7 protein-coding genes are annotated in these 15,772 nt (G+C 60.4%); 5 read left to right on the forward strand and 2 right to left on the reverse strand.

What is annotated here, in order from left to right:
* Both PROAA_RS17015 and PROAA_RS17020 read left to right on the forward strand, forming a co-directional pair.
* Positions 1 to 772: enoyl-CoA hydratase (locus tag PROAA_RS17015; protein ID WP_245664328.1), on the forward strand; the 772-nt coding region annotated here is incomplete at its 5' end.
* 681 nt (positions 773 to 1,453) lie between these two features.
* The gene (locus tag PROAA_RS17020; protein WP_222102336.1) at positions 1,454 to 3,694 is read left to right on the forward strand and encodes a peptidase domain-containing ABC transporter; all 2,241 of its coding nucleotides are present in this window, start codon (positions 1,454 to 1,456) and stop codon (positions 3,692 to 3,694) included.
* Positions 3,695 to 3,757: 63 nt separating this feature from the next.
* Here PROAA_RS17020 and PROAA_RS17025 read toward each other — a convergent pair whose 3' ends face one another.
* Both PROAA_RS17025 and PROAA_RS17030 read right to left on the reverse strand, forming a co-directional pair.
* Positions 3,758 to 4,081 carry a BrnA antitoxin family protein gene (locus tag PROAA_RS17025; protein ID WP_245664329.1) on the reverse strand — a complete coding sequence of 108 codons (324 nt, stop codon included), beginning with the start codon at positions 4,079 to 4,081 and terminating at the stop codon, positions 3,758 to 3,760.
* Positions 4,041 to 4,319, reverse strand: coding sequence for a BrnT family toxin (locus PROAA_RS17030; protein ID WP_186412491.1), 279 nt, complete (start codon positions 4,317 to 4,319; stop codon positions 4,041 to 4,043). The genes PROAA_RS17025 and PROAA_RS17030 overlap by 41 nt, the downstream gene beginning before the upstream one ends.
* 499 nt (positions 4,320 to 4,818) lie before the next feature.
* Here PROAA_RS17030 and PROAA_RS17035 point away from each other — a divergent pair, with 499 nt between their 5' ends.
* The 3 genes from PROAA_RS17035 (at position 4,819) to PROAA_RS17110 (ending at position 15,736) form a co-directional block, all read left to right on the forward strand.
* Entirely contained in the window at positions 4,819 to 5,253 is a 435-nt protein-coding gene (locus tag PROAA_RS17035) for a hypothetical protein (RefSeq protein ID WP_186412492.1), read from the forward strand.
* Between the two features lie 5 nt (positions 5,254 to 5,258).
* The gene (locus PROAA_RS19215; RefSeq protein WP_281182285.1) at positions 5,259 to 14,216 is read left to right on the forward strand and encodes a putative Ig domain-containing protein; all 8,958 of its coding nucleotides are present in this window, start codon (positions 5,259 to 5,261) and stop codon (positions 14,214 to 14,216) included.
* Between the two features lie 143 nt (positions 14,217 to 14,359).
* Positions 14,360 to 15,736 carry an HlyD family type I secretion periplasmic adaptor subunit gene (locus tag PROAA_RS17110; protein ID WP_186412493.1) on the forward strand — a complete coding sequence of 459 codons (1,377 nt, stop codon included), beginning with the start codon at positions 14,360 to 14,362 and terminating at the stop codon, positions 15,734 to 15,736.
* Positions 15,737 to 15,772 lie beyond the last annotated feature (36 nt).

A 15,772-nucleotide genomic window follows, 5' to 3' on the forward strand; every position in this document is an offset into this window, starting at 1 on the left:
ACCTTACGTGTTGCGCAACGACAGTCAAGGCATTGCGACGCTGACGCTCAACCGCCCGAATCAATTCAACTCGCTATCGACGGCCATGATTGCCGCGCTGCAAACCGAGCTGGACGCAATCGCCGTTGATTCGGCGACGCGCGTCGTGGTGATTGCAGGTGCCGGCAAGGCGTTCTGTGCCGGGCATGATCTCAAGGAGATGCGTGCCAATCCCGACAAGGCTTTCATGCAGACCCTTTTCAGGCAATGCGGAAAAATGATGATGACGATCACCGAAATGCCGCAACCGGTGATCGCCCGCGTCCACGGCATCGCCACGGCAGCGGGTTGCCAGCTCGTTTCGATGTGCGATCTGGCAGTGGCCGCCGATGTTGCGCGCTTCGCCACGTCGGGAATCAATGTTGGCCTGTTCTGTTCGACGCCGGGGGTTGGCCTGTCGCGCAATCTCGGCCGCAAGCTGGCGCTGGAAATGCTGCTGACCGGCGACTTCATCGACGCGCCGACTGCGCTGCAACAAGGGTTGATCAACCGTGTCGTGCCCGTCGACGCGCTCGACGCTGAAGTCGACAAGTTCGCGCAATCGATAATCGCCAAATCTTCGCTGGCCATCGGCATGGGCAAGCAGATGTTCTACAAGCAGCTCGAAATGGGACTCGATGCGGCCTACCAGTACGCGTCCGAGGTGATGGCCTGCAATATGATGAGCGAAGATGCCGCCGAGGGGATCGACGCTTTTGTCGGCAAGCGCAAAGCGCAGTGGAAAGGCCGGTAGCGATCCTCAATCGTTGATTGATTTGCGCTTGTGCAAGGCACAATGTTGACGGGATGCCGATCAAGCTGTCTCAGTTCGGCCATGAACAGCCACTCGATGCTTCTGGAAAGCAGCCATCCAAACGACTGCTGTATCTCGGAACCTGCCGGAAGAGTAATTCACGCGACTCGGCCATTGCCCTCGTTGATGTTTGGCCCGCGTTCGGTCAACTACGTGACGCTAACCTGCCGCCGAGCCCCACATCCCCCCGTACAGTAGGTCTTCAGTTCGGGCAGTACGTACTCCCGGCCTTCAAGCGCGATTCACACCCTCCAATCAGCGGTCGTTTGAATGGTGCTTACCGGCCCTACGCGGTTGGCATCTTGACCGCGCACGCCACCCAACCGCCCTGGGTCTCCGAATTCAACAGCGACCTGGCGCCCGGATGCCGTTCCCGGCAGCGCTCACGATCATCCCCGAAGGCAACACCCATTTCAGTTGGATGCACGCATCGACACTCCTCGCCTCACTCTACGTAGCCGATGGCATGCTTGTCCGGTTTTCGCCCAAGCTCACCAGCCAGCCCAAACGTCCTGACAGATCGATTACATATTCCAAACAGCTTGCTTACAAATCACGACGACTTGCAACGCTAATGACATAAAAGCTGCACATTTCTTGACATTCCAGTGACGTAGATTCATGCTCCGCGCGTTCCACAAAAACGACAAGAAAATGAACCTTCGCGGAGAAGTCAGACAGGCGGATATGCTGTGGCTGCTGGGCAGCCTGTGCGGCCTGTTTCGTATTCCCTTCGACGCTGCGCTGCTGGCCCGGGACTACCCGCCGCCGCATACGCTTGCCACCCTGCACGACGCCGCGCGTGCGCTCGGGATCAGGACCGGCCACCGCCCGCTGCTCTACGCGGACTGGCAGAAGCTCCCCCTGCCGGCCATCGCCTTTCTGCCGCCGCCCGATTCAACCGCCGCCGCGGCCGGAGACGCGCCCCGCCCGGACCCTGGCCCGACGCCGAACGCCGATCCCAACACCAATCCCGCTCCCGCCTTCGATCCCCTGCTCATCGTCAAGGCCTCGGCCGATCAGCTCCTCTACTTCCGCCCCGGATCGCAGACGCCGGAGACGCTGCCGATTGCCGATGCCGCCCGCCAGCTCGCTCCCGAACTCCTCCTCGTCGCCCGCGAAGCGACGGTGGGGACGGATGAACACGCCGACATCGCCGGCTTCACCCCCGAGAAGAAAGCCTTTGGTTTCCGCTGGTTCATCCCCGAACTCAAGAAGCACAAATCCCTGTGGCGCGACGTCCTGCTCGCCTCCTTCGCCATCCAGCTCGTCGGCCTGACCACGCCTGTATTCACCCAGGTGATCATCGACAAGGTCGTCGTGCATCAAAGCAACAGCACCCTCGTTGTCCTCGGTGTCGCGCTGGTCATGTTCATGCTGTTTACCAGCGGCATGAGCTGGCTGCGCCAGTACCTGGTGCTGCACACCGGCAACCGCATCGACGCCGTGCTCGGCAGCCAGGTCTTCCGCCACCTCCTGCGCCTGCCGCTGCCGTACTTCGAACAGCGCCCGACCGGCACCCTGGTCGCCCGCCTGCACGGCGTCGAGACGATCCGCGAATTCGTCTCCAGCGCCGCCGTCACCCTGGTGCTGGACTTCCCCTTTCTGCTCGTCTTCCTCGCCGTGATGTTCGCCTACAGCTGGCAGCTGTCGCTGATTGCCGTTGGCCTGCTCGGGCTGATCGCCCTCATCAGCCTGCTCGTCGCCCCGATCTTTCGCGACAAACTCAACCGCCAGTTCATGCTCGGTGCGCGCAACCAGTCCTTCCTCACCGAATACGTCTGCGGCATGGCCACCGTCAAATCGCTGCAGATGGAGCCCGACATCGACAAGCAATACGGCGACCTGCTCGCCCAGTACCTGGCCGCCGGCTTTGGCACCAAGCAGATCGGCAACACCTACAACGTCATCGCCAACGGACTGGAACAGGTGATGACGCTCTCCATCCTGATCGTCGGTGCGCTACTGGTGATGAGGAACGAAGGCTTCACCGTCGGCATGCTGGTGGCCTTCCAGATGTTCGCCAGCCGCATGAGCCAGCCCATGCTAAGGCTGGTCGGCCTGTGGCAGGAGTTCCAGCAGGCCAGCATCGCCGTCAAACGCCTGGGCGATATCATGGACATGCCGCAGGAACCGCATGCGCTGATCCCCCAGCGTGAAGCCGCTGGCAAGGCGTACCTGACGATCCACAACCTCGCTTTCCGATACGGCGAGCAGTTGCCCTGGCTATACCGGAATCTCGACCTGGCGTTCAAGCCCGGCCACCTCTCGGTGATCATGGGCCCCTCGGGTTGCGGCAAGAGCACGCTGGCCAAGCTGATGCTCGGTTTCTACCAGCCGCAGGAAGGGCAGATCGCCCTCGACGGCCGGGACATCCGCAACCTCGCCGCCAACGAACTGAGAAGCGTCTTCGGTGTCGTGCCGCAGGATACAGTGCTGTTCTCCGGAACGCTCTACCAGAACCTGGTGATGGCCCACCCGCAAGCGACCTTCGACGACGTCATCGCCGCCTGCAAGGCCGCCGAAATCCACGAGGTGATCGAGAAGCTGCCCGAAGGCTACCAGACCGAGATCGGCGAACGCGGCACCGGGCTCTCGGGCGGGCAGAAGCAGCGCATCGCCATTGCCCGGGCCCTACTCAAGCGGCCGAAGATATTGATCTTCGACGAGGCCGTCTCAAACCTCGACCAGCAGACGGCCGAGCACTTCGCCAAGACAATCAACAAGCTCAAGGGGCAGGTGACGATGCTCTTCATCACGCATCAGATCCCCAGAGGGCTGGCGGTCGATGAGGTGTTCAGCTTCGGCGGGGATCATCAGCATACGACGAAGGTCGGGGTGGTGGGGGAGGAGAAGTCGTGAAACGGGGAAAGACGATGGCTCGAACCGAATCGAACATGGACCGAGGGCGCAGTTGACATGAACTCATGTCGCATGAAGCTCCTCGCGGATCACGCGCCGAAGGGTGGCCTCGATTTGTTCGACCGTCATGGCTTGGTGCAACGCCTGATTGATGAGCGTCTGGTAGCCGCGCTCCCCGGCTTTAGCCTTGAAGAACGCAATGATTGAGCCGTCCAGCATGATGGATACCCGCTGTTTGCCCAGATGGGCATTGACGGCTGAAGAAAATTCTTCACGACTGACCTCCTTGCCGCCAACCCGTAATTTTGCCCGGGCCAGATCGCTGGCTGTCAGCTTGGGCGCATCGTCAGAGGACGCCATAGGTTTGGTAGAAGAGGTTGATTTCATCGCCGTCTGCCTTTCGCATGGAAATAATATGGATTGTCTCGTCGGATTCGACATGCACGATCAGCACCGTCAGACAATCGAGAAGGCCGATACCGATCATGCGTTGCTCACCGTAGGCGTCTCGTGCGTCCTCGAACACGGCCATCGGGCCGGCAAAAACCTTTTCCGCGTCCGCAAAGTCCAGCCCGTGCTTTTTCAGGTTCGATTTCCGCTTGGATTCGCGCCACGTGAAGTGCATGGATTTGATTATACATACGGAAATATGTATTGCAAGCGGATTGACGGGCAAGGAATGAAACGGCAGAACGATTCCAAACGGGTCGATTCCGAGAGCGGGATCAGGCGTGATGCGTCGAGCCCAAAGGGGTCGAAGCCCAAGAGCCCAAAGAGAGCGGCCCAAAGGGGTCAGCGGCCGATCGGCAATGTGGCGGTCTGGTACAACCCGCCCCCATACCACGGAAACGACATCCTCGACGGCGGGGGCGGCAAGAATTTGCTCGTTGGCGGAGAGGGGCAAGGGCAAGGCGCCAAGGGTGACGAAAATGGCCTATCTCGGCCGTTTGGCGAAATGCTACGGTCGGCCGGGAAAAATGGCCAAAAACAAAATATCACCGATTTCCTTGGCATCCCATCAATCAATCTGCCAATAACACCCGCTGGGCCATTGCGGCCTGACCGAATTCAATATCTATCAATTACCTGCCGCAAGGCATTCAGCAAATTCAGGAGAAACGAACATGGCTTTTGTGAATGAGTACATCCAGGAAGCGGATTACGAAAAATACGACTTGAGAAGAATTTGCGGGGAACACAACCTGCCGTCGCAGCGTGGGCATATGTATAGCCGGAGTTGGACTGTTGATCGTGAGACTGATGCTTTCTTGATACAGGTCTGGTCGCATCATGAGTCGCGATTCGAAGGCTGGGCTTTCTACTGGAAAGGGGAGTGGACATTTTTTGAAATGACAGGGATGGGTGGGGGGGGCATGCGTCCGGATGGCAAATGTTGGTACGGCTATCGGATCAAAGGCTTCACGGTACCACTGCAATTGGAATCAAGGCGCGTAGAAATTGTGGCGGACCTTGAACGAGCATTGGGCGACTACTGCGGTGGGGGGGTGTTTTCCACCTACAAGCAAGGAACCGCCACCGTCGAATTCGTTGAGGAGTAATTGCGATGACTTTTGCAAATACTAATGCAGCCATCCAGGAGCTTGCCAACGTCGGCGCGAATCAATCCGATATCATTAGGTTCGTTCAACAGCTTTCGGTCGAAGCCAGCGGTACAACCACGGTGTTGTACTCCGGCGATATTGCTGCCGGGACGCCTGCTTGGAAAATTGTCGAATCAATGGGCAATGACGTTCGCCACGTCGGCAAAACGATGGCAGCTGAAGTTCTGAACTCCGCCGAATTCAAAGCCAAAGTTGCTCAAGCATTTGACTATGCCACATTGCAAGATTTTATAGACGCCCCCGATTCCGACCTCGCCAAACTCTGGATGAACAAAGGCGGCTCCGGCCCATGGGCAACCGCATCGGAGATGTTCGTCGACGCCACGAACGGTCCGGTCAAAATACTGACCGAACTGCCCGCCGAGGACAGCGTATTCAAAGTAAACGAACTCCCCAAGCTACTCGCCAAGCTGCAATCTGGCAGCGACATCACCGAAATATCCGGCATCCCGCGTGCCAAGTTGCTGGAAATGGTGGTCACAGGCGACCTGTCCTCGGTGGTCTTGAATGCCGCTACGAAAGAAACGATCCTGAGCAAGGCAGGCATCGGCAACACCAGCACCTTCCTGAGCTTTACCGAAGAAGCCAAGGTCGCAGCCAGCTTGGCGACGACGGCCGCTGAGGAAGAACGCATGGCCAAATCCGCGATTGTCTCGCTGAGCAAGGCAGGCGCCTCAAAACTGGCCCACTTTGGGCCATGGCTGGGCATCCTTGCGGGAAGCGTCGTTGCCCTGCAAGCGGGCGATGCCTATGCACAAGGCCGCACCGACGAAGCCAAGCACCTCATCGAAGACTTTGCCGCCGAACTGGCCGGCTCGACAGCCGGGCAAGCTGCGGCAGGCGCATTGGCCGCCGCCGGCCTGGTCTTGGCCGGGGTTGCGCTCGCCACACCCGTCGGCATGGCTACCGTATTGATCGCCTCGGTGGCCGGCGGCTACTTCGGCGGGGACTGGGGCAAAGAGATTGCCTACCTGTTCCAGGATAGAACGGAAGAGCAAGCGAGGGACGTGGCAGAGCGAATGCTCAAGCTGGTGTTCGGCGACGACTTCAACCTCAATTCTGCGATCCCGCAGGATCTGACGAGTCGCGCGCTGACCATCGACAGCACCTTCAGTCGGAACCAAATGGTTGCGGCAGCGAAGGAAGATATCGCTTGGCGCTATGCCCTGCGGGAACTCAACCCCTTCATAATTTCCGGGGATTCGCTCTACGCACAGCACAACACCGACGGCTCGCTTGACCTCTACGACCCGGCTACCGACCAGGGCTCCATGACGGAACTGTATCTGCAAGACCGGGCAGCGATGTTGGCCTGGCGTTTACGGTATGACGCAGATAAAAAACCCTACACCTCGCAGTACGACACAAACGAAATCAGCGGCAACTGGGATTTCGTAGACGTCAAATCCGGAATGACCCTGGCCATCGATGGCCAGGGTATTTCCGTCTACGACCACCAGATCGTCTTCGGCACCAAGACCGCCGACACGATTGATGGCAGCGGTGACAGCGATAACCTCTACGGCATGGCTGGCGACGACAAGCTGAACGGAGGCGCTGGTAATGACTACCTCGAAGGCGGTACCGGAATCGACATCCTCGAAGGCGACGCTGGCAACGACCTCCTCCAGGGCGGTGCCGATGCCGACGTCCTCACCGGCGGCAAAGGCAACGACCGCCTCGAAGGCGGAACCGGTAACGATACCTACCAATTTACGTCAGGCGACGGCTGGGACTGGATCGCGGATACCGACGGACTCGGCCGCATCGAATACGACGGCATCACCCTGCACGGCGGCCCGGCCGTGGGAAGCTCCGGCATGGTCTGGCAAGAAGAAGCCGGCGGCACGACCTTCACCTACATCCTCACCGACTGGACCGAGAGCAACGAAACCTTCCAACGCCTGTCCATCCAGGGCCCCGACGGCGGCCTGTGTGTCAAGGGCTGGGCGGCCGGGCAACTGGGCATTACCCTGCCGGGCGCGGTGGCACCGGAAGTCCTCCCGGTGGGCACGCCCACCGGTGTCGACGCGGCCACCACATGGCACAACCAGATTCATACCATCATCAACGCCAGCAGCCTGGGCCGCCTCGAACTGGCCGCCGTCGGCGACTACGGCGAACTTGCCGGCAACGGCCGGCTCAACGGCAACGAAGCGGCCAACGCCCTGCGCGATGGCGCGGGCGACGACGAACTCTACGGCCTGGGAGGCAAGGACACGCTGATCGCCACCGGCGGCAATGACCGGCTCTACGGCGGCGACGGCGACGATGCGCTGCATGGCGGCGCGGACAACGATCTGCTCGACGGCGGCCTTGGCAATGATCTACTGGCCGGCGGGACGGGCGACGATATTCTGTTGGGCGGCGACGGCGACGACCTGCTATTTGGCAGCGGCAGCTATGAGGCCAGCCGTGCCAACTGGAGCGCGGTCGTCGACCAGACGGCGGTCCTCCTGAATCTCGATGGCTTCCTGGGCGATCCTTATGTCGGCAACGGCGGCGCCGACCTGCTACGCGGGGGCGCCGGCAATGACTGGCTGTTTGGCGGCGAATCCGCTGACCAGTTGTATGGCGACGAGGATAACGACCGGCTCTACGGTCAGGCTGGCGACGATTATCTGGTCGGCGGTAATGGCGACGACTGGCTGGTGGGCGACACCACACAAAGCACCACGCCGCCGATCGGCAATGTGGCGGTCTGGTACAACCCGCCGGAATATCATGGCAACGACATCCTCGACGGCGGGGCAGGTAATGATCATCTCTACGGCGCGGGTGGCGCTGATGAACTCTACGGCGGCGACGGCGATGACGAACTGGTGGGCGACAGCAACAACCTGCCGATCGCCTATCACGGTGCCGACCTTCTTCATGGCGGCGCAGGCAACGATACGCTCTGGGGCTACGGCAACAACGACCGGCTCTACGGTGGCGCCGGCAACGACACCTTGGTCGGCGATAGCGGTGGCGATATCTCGCCGGCTGATCACGGCGATGACTTTCTCGACGGCGGCGATGGGAACGATACCCTCAACGGCAACGGCGGCAACGACACGCTCTTTGGTGGTCAGGGCGACGACTTCCTGTTCGGCGACGGCGACGATATTCCCGTTGCCTATCAAGGCAATGACTTCCTCGATGGCGGCGACGGCAATGACTATCTGCGCGGCTATGGCGGTAACGATACGCTGATTGGCGGTGCGGGTAACGACCAACTCCTGGCCGAGGCCGGTGATGACACCCTTGATGGTGGAGAAGGGGATGACACTCTCGATGGCGGCATCGGGAACGACATGCTTACGGGGGGCGCCGGAGACGATGGTCTCGTCGGTGGCGAAGGCAACGATACACTCGACGGCGGCACGGGCACCGACAACCTGTGGGGCGATGCGGGCGACGACATTTACATCTTCCGGCAAGGCGATGGCGCGATGGCGGCAGACAATACAGTCGAAACCCTCCACGATGATGAAGGCACGGACACCGTGCGTTTTGACGGTGTTTCTGCCGAGACCTTTGAAGTGAGCGCCGTCAACGACGGGGAACTGTTGCTGGTCGAATACGGAGCCGGCGACAAGCTGGCCATCGTCGGCGGTGTTGGTGGCGTCATCGAATGCTACGAGGTGGGGGGTGTGGAGTTAACGACGAGCGGGCTCATTGGCCGCTACTCGGATACGGCAATGAGCGGTATGGACGTCAATGGACATGAACTTGTCTCCGGCGGTCGAGGCGACGACGCGCTGGTTGCAGCGTATTCCTATGCCACGCTCTCCGGGGGGCGGGGTAACGATACCTTGAGCGGCAGCGGTGGAAACAACACCTACCTTTACGATGCCGGCGATGGGCTGGACCGGATAGTCGATAGTAGCGCGCAATTTGGCCACTTCGGAGCGAATACGCTTCGGTTTGGCGAAGGAATAAGCACGGCTGACCTGCGACTTTTTGGCGAGAACGGCACCTTGGTAATCAAGGTCGGCGAGGGCGATGGAAACGAAGTTCGGATCGAGAATTTCGGCTTCGCAAACCCCGGAACCAATGCCGTGATTCACAACTTTGCGTTCGCGAATGGCGCGGTCCTGGATCGGAAGAGCTTGCTGGGCTTGGGCATCGATCTGTCCGGCGGGGCCGATAACGATTCACTTTCCGGTGCAGCTGGCAACGACCAGTTGGCCGGCGGAGCCGGCAATGATTATCTCTATGGTCTGGCGGGCAACGATGTACTGAATGGCGGAACGGGCGACGACCGCCTTGAGGGTGGCGATGGCGACGATACCTATCTGTTCGCTCGGGGCGATGGTGCCGATGTGCTGATTGAGGGCGGAGGCACTGATACGTTGAGTCTGGGAGAGGGTATTTCGCTCGAGCAGCTAAGCGTCAGCCATTTCCAGGCGATCGACGGGGGGCGTTATCTCAATCTGGATTTTGGTGAAGGCGACCGCGTCAGCATCCGCGACGGGGCGCTTGGCGCAGTCGAGCGGGTTGTCTTTGCCGACAGCAGCGAATTGAGCTGGCAGGAAATAGTGTCGAGATTGCCCGCACTGAATATGAAAGGGACTGACGAGGCCGACGCGATGGTCGGCACGGCAGGGAACGACACCCTTGATGGCGGGCGTGGTGACGACGTCATCGATGCCGGTGCAGGCGATGACGAGTTGATCGGCGGCGCCGGTAACGACACCTTGTCAGGCGGCCTTGGTAAAGATGTCTATCACTTTGGTTTTGGCGTGGGCAACGACACGATCGTTGAAACGGGCAGCGAGCAGAGCGTGTTGGTATTTGATCCCGGTCTCCTGCCGATCTACCTGAAGCTGACCCGTGACGGCGATGATCTGCTGGTTGGGCTCAAGGGGCAGAACGATTCCGTACGGCTATCGGCCTATTACTCGAATTCCCAGGACTGGCGCTTCCGGTTTGGTGAGTCGTCGGAAATAGACATGGCGACCTTGGCGAGCCAGTTGGAACCGGATACGGGAAGCGTCCTGACGGTTAAGAACAACTACAAGCAGACCCTACTGGCCGATTTTGCCGCGATGCAGGTCGCAGACGGATACGTGCGCGGATCGGATGGAAAGTACCATCTGACGTATCAACGGGCCACGAACGAGCAGGACAGAGCCAGTGAAGTAGTGTTTTCGCCGACCGTTTCGGACTGGTCATGGGTATACAGCAGCACTCAAGAGAACGTTCTGAAGCGGATCGGTAGTGTTCAGAGTGACGGCAACCTGGTTGTGGCATCGCCGTATCAGGCAGCGAGCTTTGTTCCCGTCCAAAATGGAGTTTCAGGACAGCGCACCGGCGGGGTCATTGCCGGTATGACCGCGTCTTACGACTACCAAGGCGCGCTCCGGGGTTTCTGGGTTCATTCCACGGCAGAAAGTGCCGCAGCGGTGGAAGGTTCGATGCGCGTTTACACAATTTCACACGAAATCTACAATCTGCGCATTCCGGAAAAAGCAGGCGTATCAAACGGTTATGAAGAGATCAGCGTCGATTATCGCCCGGCGTTCACTCACTACGGAGACGTCAATTACGACCAGAGTCAGTCGAGCGGCGCTTTGGTGGATGGTGGTTTGGGTACGGACATCATCGAGGCAATTTCGGATCAGAACGAGATACTGGCGGCCCGTGGCGCTTTTCTCTATGGCAACGATGGGGATGACACGATCTGCGGTGGTGATGCGGACGATATCCTGATCGGCGGACGCGGCTTCGATGCGTTGCACGGCGGGTATGGCGGCGACACGTACCGGCTACTTGAAGAGGATACCGGTGACTACATCGATGACAGGGGCGACGACTATGAGCGCTTTCGTCGCTGGTATTCAGCACAGCACGGAATTACAAATTTTGAACTGAGCGATGACTATGGCGGCATGTGGGCTATCCATGGAGAAGAGTACAAAGGAATATCCGGCGACTTCATGATGGTCGCCGAATCAATTGAGGAATTGATTGCTCAAGGCGCCAGCACCGATGACCCGCACGACCCTTACGCGACTGGGTTCTTCATTGTCAACGCCAAGTACGTACCGCCGTTGCCGGAAATTCCGGACATAGAGGGTGACGACTATGTGGCCATGGAAAGCTATTACGGCTCCGGTGCACTGCGCGAGGATCGCCTGGTTTTTGGAGAAGGGGTGACGCCTGAAAATATTCTCGTGATGGGTTCCGAGGATTCTGAGGGTTCTGAGGAGACAGACGGATTATGGTTAAAAGGGCCGACAGGAATGCTGGCTCGGGTGGCTTTGCCCGGTTCGGATTTTGGTGGGGGTGTTGAACTGTATGAATTCTCAGACGGTACGGTGTTGACGCTTCGACAGATGGTCGAGCGTATGCGTGCCGACCATGATGTGATAGGAACTGCGGCTAACGAAACCTTTGTTTTTGACCGTGGCAATGATCATGTGTCGTCGGGGGCAGGTGACGACAGACTTTTTGGCGGTGCGGGCAACGACCTTCTCAACGGTGGCGCCGGCAACGACTTCCTATACGGCGGTACGGGCGACGACACCTACCAGTTCGACGCGGGATTTGGCAGCGACACGATAATCGAACACGACGCCACTGCAGGCAATATTGACCGCATCGTTTTCGCTGCTGGCATAGCCCCGGCCGAGGTCGTAGTCAGCCGCGACGAAATGGATTTGGTGTTGGCTGCGGGAGGCGGGAATCAGATTCGCGTCCAGGGCTGGTTCGCCGACGATTCCCACAAGATTGAACACATCGAATTCGCGGAGGGCACCGTCTGGACAGCGGAAACCCTACGCCAGAAAACAAACCTGGCACCCATCGCAGAGACTGCTTTAGCCGACCAGGACGCCAGCGAAAACACCGCGTTCAGCTTGGTCGTACCGGCCAGTGCCTTCGCCGACAGCGATACCGCGATCGGCGATACGCTGGTCTACAGTATCGAGCAATCCGATGGCAGCCCACTGCCTGAGTGGCTGGCATTCGACGCCACCACGCGCACCCTGTCGGGAACACCCGCCAACGGCGATGTCGGCAGTCTCGACCTCAAGCTGGTGGCCACCGACCTGTACGGCGCATCGGCCAGCCAGACATTCGCAATGAATGTCAGCGCACTGGTCAGCACCAATCACGCCCCGGTGGTCACCACCGCTCTGACCGACCAGACCGCCAGCGAAGACGCCCCGTTCAGCTTCACCGTTCCGGCCGATGCCTTTACCGATGTCGATGCCGGCGACATCCTGAACCTGTCGGCAACGCTCGCCAACGGCGATCCGCTTCCTGGCTGGCTGACCTTTGATGCCGCCACACGTAGTTTCAGCGGCACCCCCGCCAATGCCGATGTCGGCAGCCTCGACCTCAAGGTCACCGCGACCGACCTGGCCGGTGCCAACGTCTCCCGCAGCTTTGCGCTGGCCGTGGCCAACACCAACGACGCGCCGACGGTTTCATTGCCGATCTCCGACCAGACCGCCAGCGAAGACGCCCCGTTCAGCTTCACCGTCCCGGCCGATGCCTTTACCGATGCCGATGCCGGCGACATCCTGACCTTGTCGGCAACGCTCGCCAACGGCGATCCGCTCCCTGGCTGGCTGACCTTTGATACCGCCACACGTAGTTTCAGCGGCACCCCCGCCAATGCCGATGTCGGCAGTCTCGACCTCACGGTCACCGCGACCGACCTGGCCGGTGCCAACGTCTCCAGCGGTTTTGCGCTAGCCGTCAGCGCTGTTTCCGGACTGACGCTAATCGGCACTCCCGGTCCCGACACCATCACCGGCAGTTCCGGCAACGACATCATCGTCGGCGGTACCGGTGCAGACCGGCTCTATGGCGGCGCCGGTGACGACACCTTCCTGATCACTGGCACGGATCCCTATGAGGATCGTTTCCAGGGCGACGACGGTTTCGATACGGTGCTCGGCAGTGCTGGCGACGACACCATCCGGATGTACTACTACAGCGGCGCGGCGACCGTCGAGCGCATCGACGGTGGGGGCGGCACCAACATCATTGCCGGGACGCAGTACGACAACACGCTCGACTTCTCAAGCACCGAGCTTGTCGGCATCGCGCGCATCAACGGGGGTGCGGGCGCCGACACCATCACCGGCAGTGCAGGCAACGACTTTATTGCGGGTGGCGCGGGCAACGATCGGCTCTATGGCGGCGCCGGCAACGACATCCTTGAAGGCGGCGATGGTAACGACATCCTGACCGACACTGCCGGCACCGCTCTGTTCAACGGCGGCACCGGCAACGACACCATCACCGGAGGCGCGGGCGCAGAAATCTACCTCGGCGGCCTCGGCAACGACACCTACACCACTGGCGCCGGCAACGACGTCATCCTGTTCAACACGGGTGATGGTCAGGACATCTTTGCGGCAGGCGGTACCGGCAGCGATACCGTCTCGCTGGGTGGTGGCGTGCTCTATACCGACCTGACGCTGCGCAAGAACGGCAACGACTTGATTCTCGATACAGGTGCTCCTCCCGGTGCCATCGGCGACCAGATCACCTTCAAGAACTGGTATGCCGCCACACCCTCCAAACCGGTGGTCAACCTGCAGGTGATTGCCGAGGCGATGGCCGATTTCGATGCCGGTGGCAGCGATCCCTTGCGTGATCAGAAGGTCGAGAACTTCAACTTCACCGGTCTGGTCGGTGCCTTTGATGCCGCACGTGCGGCAACGCCGACGCTGACCAGTTGGGCGCTGACCAATGCCCTGGTCGACTTCCAGCTGGCCGGCTCGGACAGTGCCGCGCTGGGTGGCGATCTGGCTTACCAGTACGGCAAGAACGGCACGCTGGCCGGTATTGGTGTCACGCCGGCCTTCGATGTTCTCAACAACGCCGGACTCGGCACCTCGGCACAGGCGCTCAATCCCCTGGCCGGCTTGCAGACCGGAACGCAGCGTCTGTCGTAGTCAATGCCTTCAAACCTACCGCAGAGGCGCGAAGGCGCAGAGGAAACGCAGAGAAAAAATCCTGAATACGGGTTTCTCTGCGCCATCTCTGTGTCTTTGTGCCTCTGTGCTGGGTTTGAACTCCCTTTCTCCAGTCAGCCCAAATGAAACTCCCCACCTTCAACTTCGCCGCGGCCGAACCCGATTACCACGACTTCTCGCCACCGCTATTGCGCCTGCAGGAGACCTCGCCCAACCCGCTCGGGCGCAAGGTGCTGTGGACCTTGCTCGCTCTGCTCGCCGCGCTGCTGCTCTGGGCCTTGATCGGGCAGCTCGATATCGTCGCCGTCGCCGAGGGCAAGCTGATTCCACAAAGCTATCTCAAGATCGTGCAGCCGGCCGATGCCGGTATCGTCAAGGAAATCCTGGTGCGCGAGGGCGAGACCGTCCGCCCCGGCCAGGTGCTGATGCGCATGGATACGCTAATCAGCGAAGCCGACACAAAAGCCATCGATGCCGAGTACCAGAGAAAGCGCCTGACCCTGCGCCGCATCGATGCCGAGCTGGCCGGGGAGGCCTTTGCGGCCGAGGCCGGTGATCCGCCGACGCTGGCCGGCGAAGTCGCCGCACAGTACCGGGCCAACCGCAATGCGCTGGAGGCGGCGCTGGCCGAAGAACGCAGCCAGCTGGCCAAGTTCCGTGCCGATCTTGCTTCGGCGCAGCAGATCAAGACCAAGCTCACCGAGACCCTGCCGCACTACCGGGCGCAGGACAAGGCCTTCGAGAAGCTGGCCAAAGACGGCTTTGCCGGTAGCCTGATGGCCGACGACAAGAAGCGCGAGCGTATCGAGAAGGAACAGGAACTCAAGACCCAAGCCCACCTGATCGAATCGGCGCGGGCGGAAATGAATCAGTCGGAGAAGAAACTCGCCCAGATCGAGTCGGATTACCGGCGTCAGCTCTACGCTGAACGCAACGAGATTCAGGGCGCTTTCGACAGGCTGGCACAGGAAGTCGCCAAACAGGCGCATCGCCAGGAATTGCTCGAACTGAAAGCGACGCAGGCGAGTGTGGTCAAGGATCTCGCCACGCACTCGGCCGGCACCGTGGTGCAGCCGGGCACCGTGCTGCTGACGCTGGTGCCGAAGGAGGAGACGCTGCGCGCCGAGGTGTGGGTGAGCAACGAGGATATCGGCTTTGTCCGGCAAGGTCAGCCGGTCAAGCTGAAGTTCGCGGCGTTCCCGTTCCAGAAGTACGGGATGGTTGATGGGACGGTCGAGCATGTCAGCGCCGATTCGGCCGATAATGCCACCGGCAGCGGCAATGCGCCAAACGACAAGGCACCGGCCAGAAATCAAGCCTTGCTCTACAAGGCGCTGGTGACGCTCAAGGAGATGCGTCTCTCAATGGATGAGCAGAACTTTGCCTTGAGCGCGGGGATGCAGACCAACGCGGAAATCCTGCTCGGTACCCGCTCCGTCATGGAGTATCTGCTGTCGCCCGTGCGCAAGGCGTGGCATGAGGCGGGACGGGAGCGGTAGGCTCGCGTCGGGCTTGGGGGGTGACCGGCCGCGCAC

Source organism: Candidatus Propionivibrio aalborgensis (assembly GCF_900089945.1).
Classification (GTDB): Bacteria; Pseudomonadota; Gammaproteobacteria; order Burkholderiales; family Rhodocyclaceae; genus Propionivibrio; species Propionivibrio aalborgensis.

Bases quoted from the DNA above. Each gene is read 5' to 3' on its own strand.
- PROAA_RS19215 (WP_281182285.1), top strand. From the start codon at position 5,259: ATGACTTTTGCAAATACTAATGCAGCCATCCAGGAGCTTGCCAACGTC.
- PROAA_RS17035 (WP_186412492.1), top strand. From the start codon at position 4,819: ATGGCTTTTGTGAATGAGTACATCCAGGAAGCGGATTACGAAAAATAC.
- PROAA_RS17020 (WP_222102336.1), top strand. From the start codon at position 1,454: ATGCTCCGCGCGTTCCACAAAAACGACAAGAAAATGAACCTTCGCGGA.
- PROAA_RS17110 (WP_186412493.1), top strand. From the start codon at position 14,360: ATGAAACTCCCCACCTTCAACTTCGCCGCGGCCGAACCCGATTACCAC.
- PROAA_RS17025 (WP_245664329.1), bottom strand. From the start codon at position 4,081: ATGAAATCAACCTCTTCTACCAAACCTATGGCGTCCTCTGACGATGCG.
- PROAA_RS17030 (WP_186412491.1), bottom strand. From the start codon at position 4,319: ATGCACTTCACGTGGCGCGAATCCAAGCGGAAATCGAACCTGAAAAAG.